The sequence below is a fragment of the Chitinophaga sancti genome (assembly GCF_034424315.1).
Taxonomy (GTDB): Bacteria; Bacteroidota; Bacteroidia; order Chitinophagales; family Chitinophagaceae; genus Chitinophaga; species Chitinophaga sancti.
Map to the genome: position 1 here is coordinate 8319861 of NZ_CP139972.1, position 23351 is coordinate 8343211.

The 23351-nt window shown below is 45.4% G+C and carries 15 protein-coding genes; 9 read left to right on the forward strand and 6 right to left on the reverse strand.

Going from position 1 to position 23351, the window contains the following annotated elements; all coding sequences use genetic code 11:
- Positions 1-705 precede the first annotated feature (705 nt).
- The gene (locus U0033_RS32775; RefSeq protein ID WP_072357095.1) at positions 706-948 is read right to left on the reverse strand and encodes a hypothetical protein; all 243 of its coding nucleotides are present in this window, start codon (positions 946-948) and stop codon (positions 706-708) included.
- Positions 949-1159: 211 nt separating this feature from the next.
- On the opposite strand from U0033_RS32775, the gene U0033_RS32780 reads away from it, so the two are divergent.
- From U0033_RS32780 to U0033_RS32790, 3 genes are all read left to right on the forward strand, one after another.
- The gene (locus U0033_RS32780) at positions 1160-1417 is read left to right on the forward strand and encodes a hypothetical protein (protein WP_072357096.1); all 258 of its coding nucleotides are present in this window, start codon (positions 1160-1162) and stop codon (positions 1415-1417) included.
- Between the two features lie 58 nt (positions 1418-1475).
- Complete coding sequence (locus U0033_RS32785; RefSeq protein ID WP_072357097.1) at positions 1476-2123, forward strand: hypothetical protein; 648 nt, start codon at positions 1476-1478, stop codon at positions 2121-2123.
- Between the two features lie 349 nt (positions 2124-2472).
- Positions 2473-4959 carry a glycoside hydrolase family 95 protein gene (locus U0033_RS32790; protein ID WP_072357098.1) on the forward strand — a complete coding sequence of 829 codons (2487 nt, stop codon included), beginning with the start codon at positions 2473-2475 and terminating at the stop codon, positions 4957-4959.
- 121 nt (positions 4960-5080) lie between these two features.
- Here the strand turns inward: U0033_RS32790 and U0033_RS32795 are convergent, their stop codons facing one another.
- The 3 genes from U0033_RS32795 to U0033_RS32805 are packed head-to-tail and all read right to left on the reverse strand — an operon-like array spanning position 5081 to position 9746.
- Positions 5081-6688, reverse strand: coding sequence for an FtsX-like permease family protein (locus U0033_RS32795; RefSeq protein WP_177318527.1), 1608 nt, complete (start codon positions 6686-6688; stop codon positions 5081-5083).
- Positions 6660-7385 (reverse strand): ABC transporter permease, encoded by a 726-nt coding sequence (locus U0033_RS32800; RefSeq protein WP_083571331.1) that lies wholly within the window; start codon positions 7383-7385, stop codon positions 6660-6662. Before U0033_RS32800 ends, U0033_RS32795 begins: the two co-directional genes overlap by 29 nt.
- Positions 7386-7388: 3 nt before the next feature.
- Positions 7389-9746, reverse strand: a complete 2358-nt coding sequence (locus tag U0033_RS32805; RefSeq protein WP_072357099.1) for an ABC transporter permease — start codon at positions 9744-9746, stop codon at positions 7389-7391.
- 598 nt (positions 9747-10344) lie between these two features.
- On the opposite strand from U0033_RS32805, the gene U0033_RS32810 reads away from it, so the two are divergent.
- Together U0033_RS32810 and gap are read left to right on the forward strand one after the other, a co-directional pair.
- Positions 10345-11337 carry a GlxA family transcriptional regulator gene (locus U0033_RS32810; RefSeq protein ID WP_072357100.1) on the forward strand — a complete coding sequence of 331 codons (993 nt, stop codon included), beginning with the start codon at positions 10345-10347 and terminating at the stop codon, positions 11335-11337.
- 82 nt (positions 11338-11419) lie between these two features.
- Positions 11420-12433: a type I glyceraldehyde-3-phosphate dehydrogenase gene (gene gap, locus U0033_RS32815; protein ID WP_072357101.1), complete on the forward strand. Its 1014-nt coding sequence runs from the start codon at positions 11420-11422 to the stop codon at positions 12431-12433.
- A gap of 36 nt (positions 12434-12469) precedes the next feature.
- Here gap and U0033_RS32820 read toward each other — a convergent pair whose 3' ends face one another.
- The gene (locus U0033_RS32820; RefSeq protein WP_072357102.1) at positions 12470-13492 is read right to left on the reverse strand and encodes a LacI family DNA-binding transcriptional regulator; all 1023 of its coding nucleotides are present in this window, start codon (positions 13490-13492) and stop codon (positions 12470-12472) included.
- Between the two features lie 254 nt (positions 13493-13746).
- Here U0033_RS32820 and U0033_RS32825 point away from each other — a divergent pair, with 254 nt between their 5' ends.
- Positions 13747-15333 (forward strand): glycoside hydrolase family 43 protein, encoded by a 1587-nt coding sequence (locus U0033_RS32825; protein ID WP_072357103.1) that lies wholly within the window; start codon positions 13747-13749, stop codon positions 15331-15333.
- Between the two features lie 56 nt (positions 15334-15389).
- On the opposite strand, the gene U0033_RS32830 is transcribed toward U0033_RS32825, so the two are convergent.
- Positions 15390-16187 carry a hypothetical protein gene (locus U0033_RS32830; RefSeq protein ID WP_072357104.1) on the reverse strand — a complete coding sequence of 266 codons (798 nt, stop codon included), beginning with the start codon at positions 16185-16187 and terminating at the stop codon, positions 15390-15392.
- Between the two features lie 280 nt (positions 16188-16467).
- On the opposite strand from U0033_RS32830, the gene U0033_RS32835 reads away from it, so the two are divergent.
- The 3 genes from U0033_RS32835 to U0033_RS32845 all read left to right on the forward strand — a co-directional run bounded on the left by U0033_RS32835 (position 16468) and on the right by U0033_RS32845 (position 23350).
- Positions 16468-19425 carry a SusC/RagA family TonB-linked outer membrane protein gene (locus U0033_RS32835; RefSeq protein ID WP_072357105.1) on the forward strand — a complete coding sequence of 986 codons (2958 nt, stop codon included), beginning with the start codon at positions 16468-16470 and terminating at the stop codon, positions 19423-19425.
- 17 nt (positions 19426-19442) lie between these two features.
- The gene (locus U0033_RS32840; protein ID WP_072357106.1) at positions 19443-21077 is read left to right on the forward strand and encodes a RagB/SusD family nutrient uptake outer membrane protein; all 1635 of its coding nucleotides are present in this window, start codon (positions 19443-19445) and stop codon (positions 21075-21077) included.
- Positions 21078-21163: 86 nt separating this feature from the next.
- Positions 21164-23350 carry a glycosyl hydrolase family 28 protein gene (locus U0033_RS32845; protein ID WP_245801706.1) on the forward strand — a complete coding sequence of 729 codons (2187 nt, stop codon included), beginning with the start codon at positions 21164-21166 and terminating at the stop codon, positions 23348-23350.
- Position 23351 lies beyond the last annotated feature (1 nt).

The window sequence follows — 23351 nt, forward strand, 5'->3', positions numbered from 1 at the left end:
TTTCTTGATCTCTGAAGGCAGCTTCCTGCTGTCTTATAGCAACTTCAGACTTTTGTATAGATACAATATCTCTTATTATATCCTCATTTAAAGGAACTGGTTGAGTGTTTGGGGTGGTATTGTTATTACGAGAATTGTTATTTGGTGGCATATCTATGTCCGGGCTTTAGCTTAACCCGTACACGGCCTGAAAGACTATTGCTACCTAATGTAGGTGGAATAAACTTGGCAGATTCGATGGAGGATCTGTCCTTTTCAACCAACTTAATGAAAGCCTGACCGGACATTAGTCTCTCATCAGTTAATTTCAAGAAATTGTTTAATATATTATACATGCGCCTCATTTTACGGGGTAAAGAAAAAAATATTGTGCAAACGGTTGTCAAACAACTGTTGTATTTTGTGGTTGTGTACTATTTTAACATTATTATGGTGTTATTTGTTCTGATTTAATGTGGATTGAGGTCGGATATTTAACCATACTAATTGCTTAACGTTCAAAACAGTAATATACCCTTCAAAAAACTTTCCAACCTAAACAGGCCAGAACTATCCCTAATTTATGAATAAATTGCGGCCTAGTGTATTACCAGGCGTATCATGAAAACCCTCAATTACCTAAAAAGGTGTGAGGTAGGGTCAATGTGTAATTAAATTTCCCCATATCCTATCGTAACTATAATGAACAGAGTTGAGTGGTTAAAGTCATTTATGTATACGTCTGTTGAACAAATATTGCATGATGGCTTCCTTGATTTTTTTTTCAATCTCTTCAGGTAGTTTATCACCATCCTTAAATACAGCTCCTTCTTTTGTAAATTCAAAAATTGCCTCCTTTGAGCCCATCCTTACTTTTGCTTCTTGTTTATAAGGCGTCTTATAAAGAGCAATTGTTTGCTCTTCATCATCTTTCCTGACTTTAAATCTATAGGGCGCACCACTAACCATTAACCTTAGATTGTGTATTGAGGTATAAGCAGATCCTGAAGCTCTTTTTTGATTTGTTCTGAGGTAACTTTTTCATAACGGTTGGTTGTACATCAAATGTAGTACTAATAATTCAAAATTGTGTTAAGTATAACATTTAATCGAAGTAATTAATTCGCATTAATGAATTTTTAATGTAAAATATATGTCAACGGAGTAGATTTCGGCGTAAATGAAGAATCCTAAGTACGCAGCTGTTAAAGCATTGATTGAGGCTAAGAAAATTAAAAACCTCAATCAGATGTTTGAGATAGTCAACATGTCAATAGTTGCTAAAGATATGGGTGTGCATTACACTACTTTGTACACTAGGATACACAATCCGAGATTACTTACGGTAGAAAATCTTGCCAAGATGGCTGAATTAATAGAAGTTCCTGCTGCAGAAATTCTCAATATTGCCCTGGCTACCTATTCACCCAGAAAATAACCGATCGCCTATTTTAAGGCCTTAATCTGAAATGTATTTTTGCTAAAAATATTAGCGAATGATCGAGTTTGAGCAAATCTTCTTTGGTGCTTATTTCATTTTAGAAGGAGATAGGATCAGAATAAATGAAGAGCAATTAGAAGGAATTGATATGCTGATTGATCGATTGGGGCCTATACTTATAGATAGGGGAGAGCTGACCAGATTAAAGTTTGTTAATAAGAATGGTGCTAGTGGGCCAATGGTTCGCGAATCTTCTAAATCCCAGCAATTTATTATTAGCCCCTGCGGTGATCAATGGAATTTCGGTTTAGGGAATCACCTATTTACTTCAAAGGTAACTTACGTACACGAGTTACAGCGGGCGTATTTCTCATTATTAGGCGAACGCCTATTTTTTGATGGCGATGAACCCCCAAAGAAACAGCCAAACGTATATTATTCTACACCTGATGAACTGAACTTCCAGGTACTTGTTAGTCGGTCTGATAGCAATAGAAGGTATCAACGACACGATAGACAGGTTATTTTTAATAAAGAGGAAGATTACTATCTTGTTAATTGCGGTAAACTTTTGGTAAGGTCAAAACGTTTAGGTTTTGCTATTTGGGAAGTTGCAGATGGAGATTTAATATTTGCAAAGGGAAACAGAATAAGTGTCGAAGATACATTGAATGCAAAACATTGTATGAAAATGGTCCGATGAATTAGCCCCCTTTTTAGACACTCTTCAAATTGGCACTTCTTAAAAAAGAGAAAGGTCGAAAGAATTCGACCTTTGTGCTAAAATTCCACGTTATGGTACTCAGGTCCATAAAATCTTTCAGCTTGTGCTATATGTAAATAAGGTAATTTAATCTCCGATCAATAACCACCGTTTCATCCTGTTCACTTCTTCACTTTGGTGGCGATTATTAAATATACAACAAATGTAACGAGGGCTAAAATGATTACCAAGTGTTTAGCAAACTTTTTTGTGCAATCGTTTGCGACATGTTACTTTCCATTACATTTAGGTTGCTTTTAGATTAATATATTTCTATTTTACAAACGTTATGAAACAAATCAAAATAGGACTGCTCTCCGTGCTGCTATTGACCACCGGAACAGTCAGGTCTCAACGGCGGGAAGCTCCCTTAAAACTCTGGTACAATACTCCTGCAAAGGAGTGGACCCAGGCCCTGCCTCTTGGTAATGGCCGTCTTGGTGCAATGGTATTCGGGAAAGTCAGCAATGAATTGATTCAACTGAATGAAGCCACCCTGTGGTCGGGTGGACCGGTAGACAATAACGTCAACCCAGATGCTGCCAGGTACCTCCCCCAGGTAAGAGCAGCCCTGTTCAATGAAAATTATCACCAGGCTGATAGCCTGCTTCGCAAGATGCAGGGTGTATACTCCCAGTCATTCCTGCCAATGGGTGACCTTCATCTCCATCAGCAGGTTGACGAAAGCAATGTAAGCGATTACTCACGTGATCTGGATCTGAACAATTCAACGGCCAGCACCCGCTTTACCAGTAATGGCGTGCAATATACCCGTTTGATGTATATCTCTGCACCAGATCAAGTAATCGTTTACCGTCTCACAAGCAGCAAGAAAGGTCAACTAAATTTCACACTCAGCGCTAACAGCCAGTTACGTTATCAGAACAGCATAAGTGGCAAAGACCTGGTGCTGAAAGGGAAAGCTCCTTCACAGGCTGACCCCAGTTATGTAGGTTATAATAAAGAACCTATTATATATGAAGAGGCGGGTAGCTGTAAAGGGATGCGCTTCGAAGTCAGGCTGAGAGCCATCAGTGTCGACGGAACAATTAAAACAGACACCTCCGGAATCACTGTTAAGAACGCCACGGATGTTACTGTAATCGTTTCCGGTGCTACCAGTTTCAATGGTTATGACAAATGTCCTGACAGGGATGGCCTGAATGAAGATAAGATCGCAGCTGCGCAACTGGCAAAGGCTGCATCTCGCTCCTACAATGATTTGTACAACCGTCATGCTGGTGACTATAGGAAATTTTTCCAGCGGGTCAGTTTTTCAATAGGGGATAGCAGCAAAACGGACTTGCCTACAGATGAGCGCCTGCGCCGCTATACTGCTGGTGAAAATGATCCTTTCCTGGAAGCATTATATTTCCAGTATGGCCGCTACCTGCTCATTTCCAGTTCCCGTACCAAAGGTGCACCTGCCAACCTGCAGGGAATCTGGAATAAAGAACTGCGTGCTCCCTGGAGTTCTAATTACACCATTAATATCAATACAGAAATGAACTACTGGCCGGCAGAGGAATGCAACCTGATGGAAATGCAGCAACCGCTGTACGACCTGCTCATGGAACTTGCGGTGACCGGCCGGCATACTGCACAAAACTTCTATAATACCAATGGCTGGGTTGCCCACCATAATACTGATATATGGGCCATCTCCAACCCGGTAGGGGATATTGGCAAAGGTGACCCTAACTGGGCCAACTGGATGATGGGAGGCAACTGGCTTTGCCAGTTCCTCTGGCAGCACTATGAATATAGCGGCAGCAGGAAGTTCCTGAGTGACACCGCTTACCCCATCATGAAATCTGCTGCTCAGTTTAGCCTGGGCTGGCTGGTGCCAGACAAGCAAGGTCGCCTGGTCACAGCACCTGCTACCTCACCTGAAAATATCTTTATCACTGAAAAAGGAGAACATGGGGCTGTTTCCGTTGCCGCTACCATGGACCTTTCAGTCATTCATAATTTATTTACCAATGTGATCGCTGCTGCAGATGTATTAGGTAAAGATGCCGTTTTCGCCGATTCGCTGAAACAGGCATTAGCGAAACTGTATCCATTACAGATCGGTAAAAAAGGCAATTTGCAGGAATGGTATAAAGACTGGGAGGATGAAGATCCTCAACATCGTCATATTTCTCATTTATTTGGCCTTTTTCCGGGAAATCAGATTTCTCCCCTTACAACACCTGAGCTGGCAGCTGCCTGCAAAAAAAGCCTTGAAATTCGTGGAGATGGGGGTACCGGGTGGAGTAAAGCATGGAAGATCAATACCTGGGCAAGATTGCTGGATGGGAACCATGCACACAAACTGCTGAAAGAGCTGTTAACCTTCTCCGGCGAAGGGGCTGTTGATATGCATAATGCAGGTGGCACCTATGCAAACCTGTTCTGTGCACATCCACCTTTCCAGATCGACGGAAACTTTGGTGGTATTTCAGGCATGGCACAGATGCTCTTGCAAAGCCAGACAGGTACCCTGCATTTGTTACCGGCACTGCCTGATGTATGGAATACTGGTAAGGTAAAAGGATTGCTGGCACAGGGAGGATATACTGTGGATATGGACTGGAAAGAGGGATTGCTCACCAGTGTAACCATCCATGCCAGCAGAAATGGCACCTGTATGCTGCGTGTGCCACAACGTATTAAGGCAGGAGGAAATGAACAATTGGCACCAGTAAAATCAAAAGATGGAGAGCATGGATTTGTATATGCATTACCAACAAAAGCAGGTCAATCATATACATTATATAGGGTAAACCGCTAACCAGCTTTAAAATATTGCATTGCTGAAGCTAGCTCCTGGCTGCGCATCGCAAAAAACGGGGCTGTATCATAAGTCCGATACAGCCTCGTTTTCAGTATCACCTTCAGGAACCCTTACAATACTATTCCGCATTCAAAGCCTTTACAGGGTTTGAAAAAGCAGCCTTTAATGATTGAAAACTAATTGTACAAACAGTAATAAACAAGGTTGCCACTGCTGCCAGCACGAAAACTCCTGCCTGTAACTGCGTACGATAAACAAAACCTTGCAACCACTTTTCCATCATCCATCCTGCCAGCGGAAATGCAATAATAATTGCAATGAATACTAGTTTTAGGAAATCGCCTGAAAGTAATAGGGTGAGCTGTTTTACTGAAGCCCCCAGTACTTTCCTGATACTGATTTCCTTCCTTCTTCGTTCAGCAGTAACTGCCATTAATCCAAACAATCCAAGACATGAGATGAGGATGGCCAACGCCGCAAGATAACGGGAGAGACTGCTTATTACCTGTTCAGATTTATATTGGTCCTGCACGGCTTCATCCAGGAATTGATAATTGAAACTATAGCCCGGATTAAACTGTTTATAATAGGCTGCAATACGATCAATGGCTTTGATATCATTAATCCGCACCATCGTTATGATGGAATATTTCGGCCATAATCTGAAGATGTAGGGCCGGATCGCATTGTGCAGTGAATTAAAATTGAAATCTTTGACGACTCCAATAATCTGCACCGGTACATTTTGCGTATAAATAGTCTTGCCAATGGGATCAGTTAGACCCATTGCCTTTACTGCGGTTTCATTCAGCACAACTGCCTGACTATCGGTACTGAAATTCCTGCTGAAAGAGCGACCTTTCAGCATCGTCATACCCAGTGTTTCAATCAGGTCATAGTTGACCAGCATTTCCGAGAACCGGACCTGGTTGTCCTTGTTCTTAGCATCCCATTCTATATGTGAATCAAGATTTTCAAACGGCATAATGATGTTACGCATCATACCGGATGCATTCACGACACCTGGTAACTGTTTCAACCCTGCCAGCATAACATCGTTATACTTCATTGCCAGTCCATCCGCCTGGAAGTAAATGACATTGTCCTTATTAAAACCAAGGTTTTTCTGTTGAATAAATCGCATTTGCTGATAGATGACCAACACCGCAATGATAAATACCACAGACACGACCAGCTGGAAAGTAACCAGCCCCTTCCTTGCCCAGGCATTAGCGGAGCCTTGTATAAAATTTCCTTTCAGGGTTACAACAGGATGAAAACCGGTGAGATAAAATGCCGGATAGCTGCCGGCTAAAAGGCCTGTAAAAAGGGTAATAAGAACCATTGTGTAGTCAGGCTGCAAAGCAAGTTGTTTTCCTGTAATCGCATTAAAATCAGGTAATAGGAGAGCTGCTATACCTATCGCCAGTACTAATGACATAAAGCTCAGCAATATTGATTCTCCCAGGAATTGCCTGATCAATGCACCTCTCGAAGCACCGATCGCTTTTTTGATCCCTATTTCTTTCATTCTGCCTACTGCATTTGCCGTACTCAGGTTCATGAAATTGATACATGCTATGATTAGAATGAAAATAGCAATCAGGCCAAACATACGTATATATGTTATCCGGCTGCCTTCCTGTAAGTACCTGTCTGTAAAACTCCTGAGCGAGAGCTGTACCTTGAACGGCCATTTACGCAAGGCTGCCTGAACATGCAACATGTCTGTGCCTTTTTTTAAGCAATACATAGGTTTCAAATGGCCCGGTTCCATTTCCCAGGTCACCAGAAACGGGCATTTCATCTACCCAGGCATTAAAGTTCAAAACAAAATCCATTTTGATGGTACTATTCGCCGGCATGTCATTATAAACACCGGTGACAGTCACGACTTGTTTAAAGTCGAATAGTTTCCATGAAAGCGTTTTCCCAACCGCATCTTTAGTAGAATGGAATAAACTCAGGGCGAGTGATTTTGAAATCACCACGCTATGCTTATCGGCAAGCACAGTATTTTTATTTCCTTCCAGCAAATCAAAAGAGAACATGGAAAAAAAATCTTTCGACGCAAAATTGCCGGTAGCACTTACCGTATTATTTCCATAATTGACGCTGAAGGGTTCGAACCATTTCTGCGGGGCTAGGGTGACTACCTGTTCCACATTGGGAATGATGTTTATTAGTTCCTGCCCTAAAGCGCCTGCTGTACCAGGGTCGGTTTCAGAGCCGTTGCCCTGTTGCCGGGTAACCATCACCTGGTAGATGCGCTCACCGGATTGATGAAAACGGTCTGTTTGTAATTCATCATGTATCCATAACCATATCAGCAGGGCACAGGCAAGCCCGGTACTCAGACCGACCAGGTTCAATATAGTGGATTGCCGGTCTTTCATGAGCCGGCGAAGGCTTCTTTTAAACATAGGTTATTCTGCTTGTAAGCTCTTTACCGGGTTAGTGAATGCTGCTTTTATACTTTGATAACCAATGGTCGTAAAGGTAATGAGCAGGGTCGCAATACCTGCCATGCAATAGACATCTGCGCCAATCTGTATACGGTAAGCAAATGTTTGCAACCACAGGAACATCATCCAGCCTGCCAGTGGGAAAGCAATGAGCATAGCAATGCCGATCAGTTTAAAGTAATCAGCTGATAACAATCTTACAATATTTCCTGTAGATGCACCTATCACTTTGCGGATACCGATTTCCTTTTGTCTTCTTTGTGCTGTGAATGCCGCCAGCCCAAACAATCCCAGGCAGGAGATCAGGATGGTCAGTCCGCCAAAGTAACGGGATAGATCACTCACTCTCCTTTCGGATGCATACATTGCCTGGTAGTCTTCGTCTACATATTTATAATCAAAAGTGAGCCCCTGAAAATGTTGTTCATACAGTTTTTTCAATAGCTGCATAGTCGCTTCGTCTTTTCCGGGAGCAATTTTTACAACAAAGTTTGGCATCACCTTATAGCTTTGGAAGAAAGCGGGTTTCACTGTTTCATACAGGGATTCATAATTGAAATCTTTCGCAATACCGATGATCACTTTTTCTCTACCCCAGAAGCGGACCGATTTGCCAATAGGATCTTTAATTCCCATTTCGCGGATCGCTGTTTCATTAAAAATAATTTCATTGTCAGCGCGGCTGTCCCTGGAAAAATACCTGCCTTCTTTGAGTTGTACACCCATTATTTCAAGGAAGCCATAACCCACTTCGAGGTTACTGAAACTCAGGTCAGTGTTATCTGTTTTGCCCAACCATGTAAGGCCGCCAAGGCCACCGTGATTGCCAGTGAAGTCATGATTATAACTGGATGCATCCTGTATGCCAGGTTGATTTTTGACCAGGTCCAGGAAGGAAGCCATATTATCTTCCTGGCCGGTAGGTACTTCGAAATGCACGAGATTTGATCTGTTATACCCAAGGTTTCTGTTTTGGATATACTGCATCTGTTTGTAAACGATCAGGATGGCGATGATGAAGCTCACAGACAATACAAATTGAAATATCACCAATCCTTTGCGTGTCATTACTTCTCCAAATGCCGTGCGCAGTTTGCCTTTCAATGCAAGCGCGGGTTTGAAGCCTGATAAATATAACGCAGGATAACTGCCTGCTACCACTCCCGTTAATATTGTAATGCCCAGGAATGAAAGCGCCAGTGAGGGGCTTGGCCAGATCTGTAATTGCTTACCGGTGATGTGATTGAATATAGGAAGAAAGCAAATGATCAATCCAACTGCCAGCAATAATGCGAGCATGGAAAGCAGGACGCTTTCACTCAGGTATTGTAAAATCAACATTCCCCTGCTGGCACCTACCACCTTCTTTACACCCACTTCTTTAACCCTGGTGGCAGCTTTTGCCGTACTGAGGTTCATGAAGTTGATGCAGGCGATGATTAAGATGAACAAAGCAATGAGTGAGAAGAGTTTTACATAGGCAATTCTGCCTCCGCTTTGTTTGCCATTTTCGTATTTGTTATAAAGATAAAAGTCGGAATACTTTGTAAGTAGCAGCGTAGCGCCGGTTTCCTTATCTTTTGTTTTGACGAAATCTTTAATCCGCTTTTGCAACGCGGTTATATCTGCATCTTTATTTACGATGATGAAAGTGCTGGGATCAAAATTGTACCACTTCGTTAAACCCTCTCTTTTTTCCAGTACAAGCTGGTAGTCAAGTAAGAGGTCATATTGTTCCGTTGCATTGGCAGGAGGTGCCTGAAACACGCCGCTGATACCATAGTCACCGCTGAATTCACCTTGTTCCCAGTGAATAGATTTACCGATAGCATCCTGTTCCTGCGGAAAAAGTTTCTGGGCCATACGGTCAGAGATCATGATGCTTTGTTTATCAGCAAGGGCATTCCCATATAGGATCCTGCAGGTAAAGACATCGAAGAAATCTTTGCTGATAAACTGACCGCCGGCCTTGAGATGATTGTCGCCGAATGTGAGTACGCCGGAGTTGCGAAACCAGGAGGCGGGTAAAACGGAGGCGGCGTATTCAACACCGGAAACCTCGTTTTTCAGGGATTGTGCCAGCAGCCCCTGCGTATGGTCCATGGTAGCAATTTGCCCATTGTCGTTCAAGTTCACGAGTATCTGGTAGAGGCGATCGTCTTTTGTATTAAAATGATTGATCTGTTTTTCATCCCTGACCCATAAGAAGATCAGCAGGGCACAGGCAAGGCCGGTAGAAAGGCCAAGGAGATTAAGCAGGGTGAATAGGCGGTCTTTGCGAAGATTGCGCCAGGCAGCAGTAAAGATACCATTAAACATATGATCGTTTTAGCGGTAATGTTTGCTGCACGAAACAAATGCCATTTTTTTATTAAAGCCCTGTCAGGAATATACATATTTCAAAATATTTAACCTGTTCGTTTTTAGTACAGTATTCCGGCTAAAAACGAACAGGAAATATGTTTTAGAGGGCCTGTTGTGCCTGTTGGGAGGCCGGTATTTGAATATAATTGTTTGGAAAACCAGGGTATTGGCTTGGCGTGTCGAGATAAAGGATCGTTTTAAAGTAGTTTTCTGATGAAACTGGTAATGCAAAACTGGAAGCGCCTGTGCTTCCTCTGTGCAAAAAGAGAGATAACCCGCAGATAACCCGCAGATATCCCGCCTATAAGCCGCCTTTAACCCGCATCTTAAAAGAGGCGGGATATCTACGGGTTATGTACGGTTCATCCTGGGCTCAGCTCTATTATTGAGGTATCGCTTGCCACCTGGGATGATTTATTTCCCCAAAATCAATTTAGTCTCCTGCGGCACAATTAAATTCAAAATGGATCAGGGAACTTTGGCCGGATCTGTATCATTTATGACCTTTCCGCCACCAGCAAAACCACTTACCTTTACGACATAATTCAGCTCCATGGCAAAGAAAACAGTAGTCATCGTGCCTATGCCAGGTACTTTTATGCTCGACATCGCAGGCCCCTGTGACGTCTTCGCCGCCGCTGATGCCCTCCTGCACGACGGTCTCGGTACTGAAGGCTCCGGCTACAACATTCTGCTCGCTGCCTATGGAGATGACAAAATAGTTCCTACAAAAAGTGGCATCACCATGATCTGCCCGCTTACCCTGGACGAAATCACCCAACCCATAGATACCCTGATCGTGGCTGGTTTCCCCATGGTCCTGCTCCAATCCGGAGACCGGCGGCTCATCAACTGGCTTAAAAACAACTATCCCCGTCTCCGCCGTGTTGGCTCCATTTGTGTAGGCACCTACGCCCTGGCCGAAGCCGGCATCCTCGAAGGGAAAAATGCCACTACTCACTGGGAACACAGCCGCTCCTTTCAGGAACGATACCCCAGCATTTGCGTAGACACCAACCCATTCTATACCAAAGATGGGAACGTCTATACATCGGGTGGTGTCTCTTCCGGGGTAGACCTCGCCATGGCCCTCGTTGAAGAAGACTATGGCCGCGAAGTCGCCATCCAGGTAGCCCGCAAACTGGTGTTATACCTGAAGCGCCCTGGTTATCAGTCTCAGTTTGCCAACCTGCTGCAGCTGCACAGCGTTGCCAACTCCCTCGCCGGAAAGCTGCGCCCATGGATACTGGAGCATCTTGACAAAGAAATGGGAGTAGAGGAACTGGCTACTCATCTGAATATGAGTATCCGCAATTTCACCCGCGTTTTTACCCGCGAAACGGGTATGACACCTGCTAAGTTTGTAGAGAAGCTGCGCGTGGAGATTGCCCGGAAATATCTGGAGGATAGCGATTATAGTATGGAGCAAATTGCTACCCGGTGTGGATTAGGAGGTGTGGTCTCGATGAGAAGGGTGTTCCTGAGGCATATGAATGTAACACCAAGTGATTACAGGCGAACGTTCAGAACCTCCTTTGCTGATTAAGTAAAACAAAAAATATCTAACATAACTACTGCATCACACTTTCCGTGATGAGGTGGACATTTATCACTCTAAAAACTAAGTTATGAGAGTAGCCATCAATGGTTTCGGTAGAATAGGCAGAATGACCTTAAGAGCATTACAGGACAAAAAAGACGTTCAGATCGTCGCTGTCAACGATCTCACAGATGTAAAACTATTGGCACATCTTCTCAGGTACGATAGCTCCCACGGCAAGTTTCCAGGCACCATCGTACAGCATGATGATAAAATAATAGTCAATGACCAGGAGATCCTTTTTCTCAGTGAAAGAGATCCGCAAAAACTCCCATGGGGCGCCCTTAATGTCGATGTTGTCATCGAATCTACCGGTCGCTTTACCCAAAAAGAAGCTGCCCAGGCGCACATTACAGCGGGTGCTTCCAAAGTACTGATCACCGCACCTGCTACCGGTGGTGTAAAAACAGTAGTCGTTGGCGTTAATGATGATATCATGGACAAGGATGATCAGATCCTTTCCACTGCATCCTGCACTACGAACTGTATTGCCCCTTTACTGTATGTACTGGAAAAGGAATATGGGATCACATCCGGTTTCATGAGTACTATACATGCATTTACTATGGATCAGATGCTGCAGGATGGTCCGCACAAAGATTTCAGAAGAGCACGTGCTGCTACCCAATCTATTATTCCAACTACTACCGGTGCCGCCAAAGCGATCGGGGATGTACTGCCTGGTCTGAAAGGTAAACTGGATGGTTTCTCTTATCGTGTACCCGTGATAGATGGCTCCATTGCCGAGCTATCCGTAAACCTGATCAAACCTGCTACAGCGCAGGAAATCAATGATCTTTTCAAATCATATGCAGACAATAGTCTCAAGGGTGTACTGGAATATACTGAAGAGCCGCTGGTATCTGCTGATATTTTAGGAAACACACATTCTTCTATCATGGATGGTACCCTGACACGTAGTATTGGTAACCTGGTGAAAGTGGTGGCATGGTATGATAATGAGGTGGGAATTTCGAATCGTTTAGCGGAAATGACGGTGTCATTGGCAAAACTGACTAAGGGGAATTTACAAACTGCTTAATTATTAAAAAGGGTTTGCCGGAAGGCAAACCCTTTTCTATGATGATGCTTGTACTATTAAATTAGTCGCGAGGATCTTTCGTTCAAACTCCTTCACCGGCTTCTTACTCTCCACTAACTGCAACAGCATTCCTGTAGCTATCTGCCCCATCTCAAAAGCGGGTTGTCTCACGACTGTCAATGGCGGGTGCAGCAATTCAATCAAATCAGAATTTGAAAATCCCACCAGCGCCATCTCTTCCGGTATCTTAATCCCCTTCGCTTTCAACACCCGCATGCAATTCGTTGTTAATTTATCAGAGGCTGTAAATATCGCATCCGGCCGGGGTCTTAATTTCAATAACTGATTCAGCGACTGCTCCACTTCATCGATATATAATCCTGCAAACTGACTATACTTAATCATCGCTTTTGATGGTTTCATCCGCGACTGTGCCAATGCTTCCATGTACCCGGCTACCCGTTCCCGGGTAATACTCAGATTCTCCGGACCTGCCAGTACTGCGATGTGCTTATAACCCTTGTTCACCAGGTGCAAAGTCGCATCATAGGCCCCCCTGAAATTATCCACCATCACTTTATGCGTCTGCAAATCCTCCACAATCCTGTCAAAAAACACAATCGGGAACCCCCTGTCATGCAAAGCTTTCAAATGCTCCAGGTTTTGTGTACCACTACTTACTGAAATCAGTAGGCCGTCTATCGACCTGGATGCGAGATATTGCAGGGTCATCACCTCCTTTTCAAAGGATTCGTGTGTCTGGGAAATGATGACATTATACCCCTTGTCCTTTGCCACTGATTCAATACCATTGATCGCCTGGGAAAAGAAGCTATTGGCGATCTCGGCTACAATCACGCCAATGGACCGGCTCCGCTTCTCTTTCAGACTTAGTGCAATAGGATTCGGATGATAATTAATACGGGTAGCATATTCCAGTACCAGCTGTTTAGTAGCGATACTGATCTCATGACTGTCGCGCAATGCGCGTGAAACGGTGGAGGTGGAAAGGCCCAGTGCGTTCGCGATATCTTTTATAGTGGCTGCTTCAAATTTCATAACGGCTTCGTAAATATAATTTATTTTAACATTATCTGGAAACCGTATATCACATTCGGGAGAAAAAACTGTCAGCAGATTAGCATCTCCAAAAAAAAGAAATCTCAATTCGCAATGTGCTATTCAAATCCCCCAAAGAAAACTCCTGTCGCCGGCCTGACTAAATTTTAAATGATATCCACCCAAATCCAATAGCTATTCAAAAGAAAAAATTCCCCTACATTAGTGTCATATTCACACGTATTTGAAAAACAATGACACCATCCACGCTTTGTACACTCATCCTGTGCCTATGCTGCACATTAGCCACTGCACAGGATTTAGGCAATGGCACTTACCGTAACCCGGTCATCAATGCCGATTATTCCGACCCCGATGTCTGTGCCGCCGGCCCGGACTTTTACATGACAGCTTCGAGCTTCAACTGTATTCCTGGTTTACCGATCCTGCATTCAACGGACCTGGTCAACTGGTCGCTCATCGGTCATGCATTGCTTCGCCAGCCTCCCTATGATCATTTTTCAAAAGTTCAGCACGGAGGCGGTGTATGGGCACCATCCATCCGTTACCACGGCAACGAATTTTACATCTATTACCCGGATCCTGATTTTGGCATCTATATGATCAAAGCCAGATCGGCCAAAGGCCCCTGGTCAGATCCTATTCTCGTAAAAGAAGGCAAAGGCATCATCGATCCCTGCCCATTCTGGGATGACAATGGCCAGGCATATCTCATTCACGCTTATGCCGGTAGCCGTGCAGGCATCAAAAGTGTGCTGACGCTGAATCACATGAACGCCGCCGGTACTACGGTTACCGATGCCGGTATTCTCGTGGTGGATGGCCATCCTGCTAATCCTACATTAGAGGGGCCGAAGCTCTATAAACGCAATGGATATTACTACATCTTTGCACCCGCGGGTGGTGTAAGCACCGGCTGGCAACTCATATTGCGATCCAAAAAAATCGAGGGTCCTTACGAAGAGAAGATCGTTCTGGATCAGGGAAGTTCTCCCATCAATGGTCCGCATCAGGGAGCCTGGGTGACGACTAAGACTGGCACCGACTGGTTCCTGCATTTCCAGGACAAAGATGCCTATGGCCGGGTCGTCCATTTACAACCTATGAAATGGGTGAATGACTGGCCTGTGATAGGTATTGACAAAGACGGCGATGGCAAAGGTGAACCCGTGATCACTTATAGAAAGCCGATCCCTGGTAAAGCAATTACAACGCCACCCACTTCTGATGAATTCAATACCAGCCCTCTCGGTCTTCAATGGCAATGGCAGGCAAATCCGCTCCCTACCTGGGGAATGCTCTCACCCGCAAAAGGTGTGTTAAGGCTTTTCTCTGCAAAATTGCCCGACTCATTGCACAACTACTGGGATGTGCCGAATTTGCTCTTACAGAAATTTCCAAACGACAACTTCACAGTCACCACCCTGTGCAAATTCACACCTAATCCTAAATTAGAGGAAGAACGCACAGGGCTCATTATTATGGGAGCGGACTATGCATCACTTTCCATCCTCAAAAAAGAAAAGGAACTACAACTCGTATACAGCATCTGCAAAAATGCAGACAAAGGCGGGGCTGAAACACAGCAGGTCATCACCACCCTTTCAGACAGCACCTGCTATTTCCGCATGAAAATAAGCGAAGGTGGCATCTGCCAGTTTAGCTACAGTGCCGATGGAAAAGAATTTACAACAATAAAAGATACTTTCACCGCAAAACCCGGTCGCTGGATCGGAGCTAAAGTTGGCCTGTTCTGCACCCGCCCGGGCCAGATCAATGATGCCGGCTATGCAGACTATGACTGGTTCAGGATTGAATAAATTAAAAAGGGTTTGCCGCCCGGCAAACCCTTCTAAAAATCCTTTGTAAAATAAATTTATTTAGCTTTCAGTACTTCGATTTCTTTTTGCTGGGCATCCAGCTGTTTCTTCAAATCGATGATGTACAAAGTTAATTCTTCAATCTTTTGCATCTGCAATTTCTGCATATCACCAATATCCAGTCCTTCTGCAGCAATCTGTTTTTCAGAAGGGATATCAGGTAGTTTATGTTGCGCTTTGATATGCGCTTCTACTTCCTGTAAGGATGGAAGTTTATAATCCGGTGCAAACACATAATCCGCCCAGGCCTGTATTACTTTTAGCTTCGTAGTGCCAATGGTACCATTTACAGCCAATGCATAACCCGTGGGCAAAGCGGCCATTCCGATATACATACCTGTCTCCGCTCTGATACTTCCGTTTACATCCAGCGTCGTCGTTGGGGCACGATTGTTTATACCCACATTGCTGGCCGCTGAAATAAAAATACCGGAAGAGCCACTATTGTTACCGTAGTTCTGAATAGCAAATGTGTTGCTGGACTGCAGAAAGCCTATCCCAGCTACCCATTGACCTGCTCTGACAAATGATAAATGGAAACGGGTATCTCCCTGGTTCGCTGGTCTGGCAATCTGTATACCGGCTCCATATGGCGTATCATCAAACCAGTCACCAAAATGGGTCTGATTACTAAACCGGGCTTTTGCACCCACATTCAGAGGAAATGCGGGATTGTAGTTGGCTCCTACACTTAGGCCGCCGTTAACATGCAATGTGTCAATAACCGGGCAACAGGTCTGGGCCATGGCAGGCACATTCCCTGCCAAACAAAACAATAATAACCACTTTTTCATAATTAGGTATTGAGGATTTTCTATACTAAAGTAGCTTTTAAAGCCTAAATCGTATAAAAAATTCTCAATGACTGACATTAACCGCAAACGTTTGCGTAAATAAATCCGGTCATTCTTTTCCATTAATAAAATTATAGCTGTAGAATTGTTTCGGGGATACGGTTACGATCTATCAATCTGATACAAAACCAGTGCCTGCCTGTATTGCCGCTGTAGCAATGCGTATTCCATTATTGGATTTGATAACCCATTTGAAAAACACGCAACAATTCGATACGTTATGAAAAAACTACTGATGTTTTGCTGGCTATTGCTATGCACTGTCAGTTGGGCATTTGCTCAAACCCAGATAGTGAAAGGAAAAGTCACTGATGCTACCACCGGCGAACCACTCGTGATGGTCAGCGTGCAACTCAAAGGCACGACAACCGGTACACAGACCGATGCCTCGGGTAATTTCTCCATTCATGTTCCCAATCTACAGGGTGTGCTCACATTCACCTATATGGGCTATGAAGCACTCACCCGTAATATCGACGGAAACACAAGCCAGAGCATAGCAATGACAAAGGATAACAAACAACTGGATGAAGTAGTCGTAATAGGCTATGGTGAAGTAAAGAAAAGAGACCTCACCGGCTCCGTTGTTTCCGTAAAAGGTGCCGAGCTCAAAAAAGTACCTACTACCAACGTCATGGAATCCGTACAGGGTAAACTCCCTGGTGTGGATATCACCAAAAGCAGCGGCGCCTCCGGTGCCAAAATCAACGTTACCGTCAGAGGAAACCGTTCCATCCGCGCAGACAACGGCCCTCTCTACATCGTAGACGGTGTGCAATACCAAAACATCCAGGACATTAACCCCGGCGATATTCAAAGCATGGAGGTGCTCAAAGATGCTTCTTCCACAGCTATTTATGGTTCCCGTGGTGCAAACGGTGTGATCATCGTAAGCACCCGCAAAGGGGCTACCGGTAAGCCCAAAGTAAATCTTAATACCTACGTGGGCTCCAACGAAGTAGCCAGCTATCCATCCATGATGACCGGCCCCCAATATGTAACACTCAAAAGAGAAGCCTATCATACTACCGGCCGCTGGAACTCCGAAGCTGATGATGCCCTCATCTTCAACGCTGCCGAAGTCAACGCTATTAAAAACAACCTCTGGACCAACTACGCTGACCTGCTTATTCATAAAGGCCTACAGCAGGATTACCAGGTAGGTGTGACCGGTGGTTCCGATAAAACAAAAGTTTACTTTTCCCTCGATTATTTTGATGAAAAAGGTTTATTCAAACTCGATCGCACCCGCCGCTACAGCGCACGTCTGAACATCGATCAGACCATCAGCAACATCCTGAAAGTAGGTATGCAAAGCCAGCTGACCTACTACGACCAGGATGCCCGCCGCGACCCTTTGAACCAGGCCAACAAGATCGTACCCCTCAATGGTCCGTACGATGCCAACAGTAATTTTGTATTGTTCCCAAACAATGGCTCTGCCATCAACCCACTGGCTGATGAACAGCCGAATATTTATCAAAACAATAGCCGCATCACCAGAACTTTTATCAATGCCTATGTAGAGCTTACACCACTCAAAGGCTTGTCACTCCGCTCCAACCTGGGCGTGACGCTGGACAATGCCCGACAGGGGATCTTTGCTGCTAAGAATTCCATCGACAGGTCTACCGCCTCTACCTCCCGTTCCCAGTACAACACAGGTGCACAACGCTACCTGAGCTGGGAAAACGTAGCCAACTATTCACGTCAGTTCGGACAGCATACCATCGGCATTACCGGTGTTGCAAGTTTGCTCTCCGATCAGCGTGATTCGAGTTTCCTGCAGGGTGAAGGACAGCTGCTGCCATCACAACTGTATTACGCAATCGCAAACAGTGTAAGTGGTATTGCTGTACGCACCAACTACCTCTCCAGCAAACTCATTTCCTTTACCGGACGTGTGAATTACAACTACAGAGGTAAGTACCTGCTCTCCCTCACGGGCCGCTCTGATGGATCTTCCAAACTCGCACCCGGCAATAAATGGGCTTTCTTCCCCTCAGCTGCCGCTGCCTGGCGAATCGGTGATGAAGCATTCATGAAAGCGCAAAATGTATTCAGCGACCTGAAAATCCGTGCCAGCTATGGTATTGCCGGTAACGATGCCGTGTCACCTTATTCCACCGCCAGTTACCTGAGCAAGATCCCGTTCTCCTACGATGATACCAATGCAGCCCTGGCCTATGCCATCGGTAGCCAGATTGGTAACAAAAACCTTAAATGGGAACTCTCTGCCACTACCGATGTAGGCCTGGATTTCAGTGTGCTCAATGGCAGGGTAGGAGCGACCATCGATTACTACGACACACATACCAAAGACCTGCTGCTGCAAAGGACCCTGCCTTCTTCTTCAGGGGTGACCACCGTGATCCAGAACATTGGTAAAACCCGTAACAGGGGTATCGAAATAGCGCTGAATACCACCAACATCAGCAGTGGTAAACTCACCTGGACTTCCAATATCGTCTTCTCTAAAAACAAAGAGGAGATCGTGGCCCTGGCCGATGCCAACACAAACGATGTGGCCAATGGCTGGTTCATTGGTTACCCGGTAAAGGTGTATTACGACTATCAGAAACTCGGCATCTGGCAAACAGATGAAGCTACAGAAGCGGCTAAATTCGGCTACAAACCCGGCACTATCAAAGTGAAAGATCTGAATGGAGATGGTGCTCTCAATACCCAGGATAGAAAAGTATTAGGCAAACAGGTACCTACCTGGAGTGGAGGTTTTAACAACGATATCCGCTACGCAAATTTTGATTTAAACATCTATGTATTTGCCCGTATAGGTCAGTACATCTATTCAGAATACGCAAATAAATTTGATCCGCAGGGTCTTGAAAACAGCGCCCCGCTGGACTACTGGACACCGGAGCACGCGACCAACGAAAATCCAAGACCCAATGCCAGCGTGTCAAAAGACGGTACGCCATTCATCAAAACACTGGGTTATAAGGATGGCTCTTTTGTAAAGATCAGGAATATCTCACTGGGATATACCCTGCCGGCAGGCGCATTGAGAACCGTGCACCTCAGCAATGTAAGAGTGTACGTAACGGGCAAGAACCTCTTCACTTTCAGCAAGGTGAAAGACTATGATCCGGAAAGAGGGGGAGACCTGAGTAACCCGCTCACTAAAATGTATGTCGCTGGTTTAAACGTTGAATTCTGATCCAAAAAAAGCAAACCATGAAACGCTATTATATCCTGCTCATATTATTAACCGGTTTCGCCTGTAACAAGCAACTGGAAGAATACAACCCATCGGGCCTCACCACCGACCAGGTATTCAGTACCCCCGAAGGTTTTGAGACCCTGGTGAATGCCGTTTACACCTACAATCGCTGGTGGTATGGCAAAGAAGAAGGTTACAGCATTGCTGAAATGGGCACCGACCTCTGGACAAGCGGTACCGGTGATAAATACCCTGATATCACACAATACATAAATCTCCAGGCCAGCAATACCGTAATGAGTGGATTGTGGAAACAACTATATGCCGCCATCAACCTGTGCAATACAGGCATTAGCCGCGTTGACAAAGCCGGCTATACCGACGCTGTCAGGAAGACACGCAATGCAGAACTCCACTTCATGCGTGCTTTCTACTACTGGCATATCGTGGAGATGTGGGGTGGCGTTCATTTTACTGCCGATGAAACGACAGGTGTTCAAACGACAGCTAATAGAACCTCTGTGGATACTTTCTATGCACAGATTTTCCGTGACCTGGATGTGGCAATTAATGATCTGCCGCTCACAACGACTGACTATGGCCGTGCCACAAAACCTGTAGCCCAGGCCTTCCTGGCCAGGATGTGCCTGACCCGCGGCCTCAATGCAAGAGCAGCGGTTCTTGCTGATTCCGTCATTAACAATTATGGGTACAGCTTACAGGCAAAATATGCCGACCTTTGGAGCATGAGCAACCTGCAGAACAAGGAAGTCGTGTGGGCTGTGAACTATATGAAGAACCTGGTCTACGATGACCGGGTAGACGCGACGCTTTATCCCAACGGCCACTCCCGCGGTGCTAGCAACGGTCACCTGATGTTCATTATGAAATACGATGACCTGCCAGGTATGCAGCGCGATGTAGCGAATGGCCGCCCTTTCAACAGGTATATGCCCTCCCTCTTCCTGTTGAACCTGTTCAATGAAAAAGCAGATTCCCGTTATGCAGCCACCTTCAAACAAGTATGGTATTGCAATAACCTGAACACAGCGCCAGCTGGTATGAAACTGGGCGATACCGCAATCGTAGTCACCAAATACGCGGTGACAAACGCTGATACCGCCGGTAAAAAATATAGAGTGTACGACAGAAATATGGTATACGCTGCCGGCGGCGGTGGTAAAGACCGCACCCACTATATATCATTGCAGAAATTCGATGATCCGACCCGTGCTTCCCAGAATGAAGAAGAAAGTGCCCGTGATGCATTCATCATCCGCCTGGCAGAAATGTATCTGATCGCAGCAGAAGCGCAATTCAAATCAGGCAATAGTGCCAAAGCTGCAGACTACATCAACGCGATCCGTAAACGTGCTGCCATCCCAGGGCATGAAGCAGATATGCAGATCACAGATGCCGACATCTCGCTGGATTTTATCCTTGATGAAAGAGCTCGTGAACTGGCAGGCGAACAACTACGATGGTTCGATCTGAAACGTACCGGTAAACTGGAAGAACGTATTAAAAAATACAGCCCCGATCCGGCGGCCAACTTCCAGTCCTATCATAGCCTTCGCCCAATTCCGCAGGACCAGATAGATGCTGTGACGAACAAGGCCGAATTCACGCAAAATCCTGGCTACCAATAATCGGTCGTGACTCATTTATATTAAATAAAAGCAGGTCAAAGCCCTGTTTTTTAGTGGGAGTCACTACCCCATATAAACTGTTAGAGATGAATATAAGATGTTATTTACTGGTATTATTGTTACCGTTGATCAGCTGGATGCCGGCTGATCAACCCCGTATCTTCCTGATCGGTGATTCCACAATGTCTGACAAACCCCTGCAGGATAACCCTGAAAGAGGGTGGGGCCAGCTGTTCCCGCAATTCCTGGATGGTATAGAAGTGAAGAACTATGCCGTGAATGGCCGGAGCACCAAAAGCTTCATCAACGAACATCGCTGGGATACTGTTTTAGCACAGTTAAAACCGGGCGACTGGGTCCTGATCCAGTTTGGCCACAATGACCAGAAAAAAGATGATTCCACCCGTTACGCAGCGCCAAATGGTGCCTATAAAGACAACCTGCTGCGCTTTGTGAAAGAAGCCCGTGCTAAAGGCGCCAACCCTGTTCTCATTACACCTGTGATGCGCCGTAAGTTCGACGACAAAGGCATCTTCGTAGACCAGCATGGCGACTACCCCGGTGTAGTCCGCGCCCTCGCTGCACAATACAAAGTGCCCCTTATCGATCTGCATAAAAGCAGCGAAGCACTCATTGTACAACAAGGCGTACAGGGTTCTGAAAAACTCTTTAAAACCACACCCGCCGGGCACTATGCTACCCTGCCCAATGGTGTAACAGACAATACACACTTCAACACCTACGGCGCTACCCTCGTAGCCGATCTGGTAGCGAAAGAAATTCATGAGAAACACATTGGCCTGGATCAGTACCTCCGAAAAGCAGTTTTTGAGGGCAAATACCGCTTTGATCTGCCTGAGATCTACGAACCTCACTTCAGGAGAGATACACTGAATATCGCCTCTTTTGGGGCCAAAGCAGACGGTGTGACGCTCAATAGCCAGGCCATCAATGCTGCGATTGATTCCTGCACAAAGAGAGGTGGCGGGGTTGTTATGGTCCCTTCAGGTCTGTGGCTCACAGGCCCCATCGTGTTAAAGAGCAATGTGAACCTCTACCTGGCTCCCAATGCTATTTTACAATTCACCACTGATTTTTCCCAATACCCGTTAATAGAGACAACGTACGAGGGGCTGAAAGCTATGCGCTGTCAGGCCCCTCTATCCGCAGCCGGTGCCGAAAACATCGCTATCACCGGCAAAGGTATTCTCGATGGCGGTGGCGATGCCTGGCGAATTGTCAAGAAGGATAAGCTCACAGAAAGCCAGTGGAAGAAACTTACTACTTCCGGTGGTATCACCGGCGAGGACCAGAAAACCTGGTACCCCTCAGAGAAATCACAGAAGGGCTCAAAGACCCAGCAGGCCGGCGTGATCGCCCCCGGTAAAACTGTTGCTGATTACAATGATATCAAGGACTTCCTCCGTCCTAATATGATCAGCATCGCATCGTGCAAATATGTATTGCTCGAAGGTGTAACTTTCCAGAACTCACCGGCATGGTGCCTGCACCCATTATTATGCGAGCACATCACATTGAGAAATGTATATGCAAAGAACCCCTGGTATGCCCAGAATGGTGACGGCCTGGACCTCGAATCCTGCCGCTTTGCAAGGATCGAAGGCTGTACATTTGATGTGGGGGATGATGGTATCTGTATCAAATCAGGCAGAGATGAACAGGGCAGGAAGAGAGGGGTGCCTACGGCAGATGTGATTGTGAATAACTGCACCGTCTATCATGCACATGGAGGTTTTGTGATCGGGAGTGAAATGTCTGGCGGAGCGAACAATTTATATGTATCTGATTGTTCTTTCCTTGGCACCGACATCGGGCTTCGTTTCAAAACAACCAGGGGCCGTGGCGGTATCGTAGAAAAGATCTACGTAAATAACATCAACATGGAAAACATACCTGCCGAAGCTATCCTCTTTGATATGTACTACATGGCAAAAGACCCGGTGGTATTGGCAGGTGAGAAGCGGGATGCCCCTAAAGTGGAGACAATACCTGTTACCGAGGCCACTCCGCGCTTCAGGGATTTTTATATCAACAATGTGGTGTGTAATGGTGCGGCAAAGGCGATCTTTATCCGGGGCTTACCGGAAATGCCAATCAGCGATATCTACCTGAATAATATCACCATCAAAGCTGACAAAGCAGGTGATTGTATAGAAGGTAAAAACATAAACCTGACCAACGTAAAACTGCTCACTGCCGATAATGGAAAAATGAACGTGCAGGATAGCAAAGCAATTAAAATGGGAGATTAAC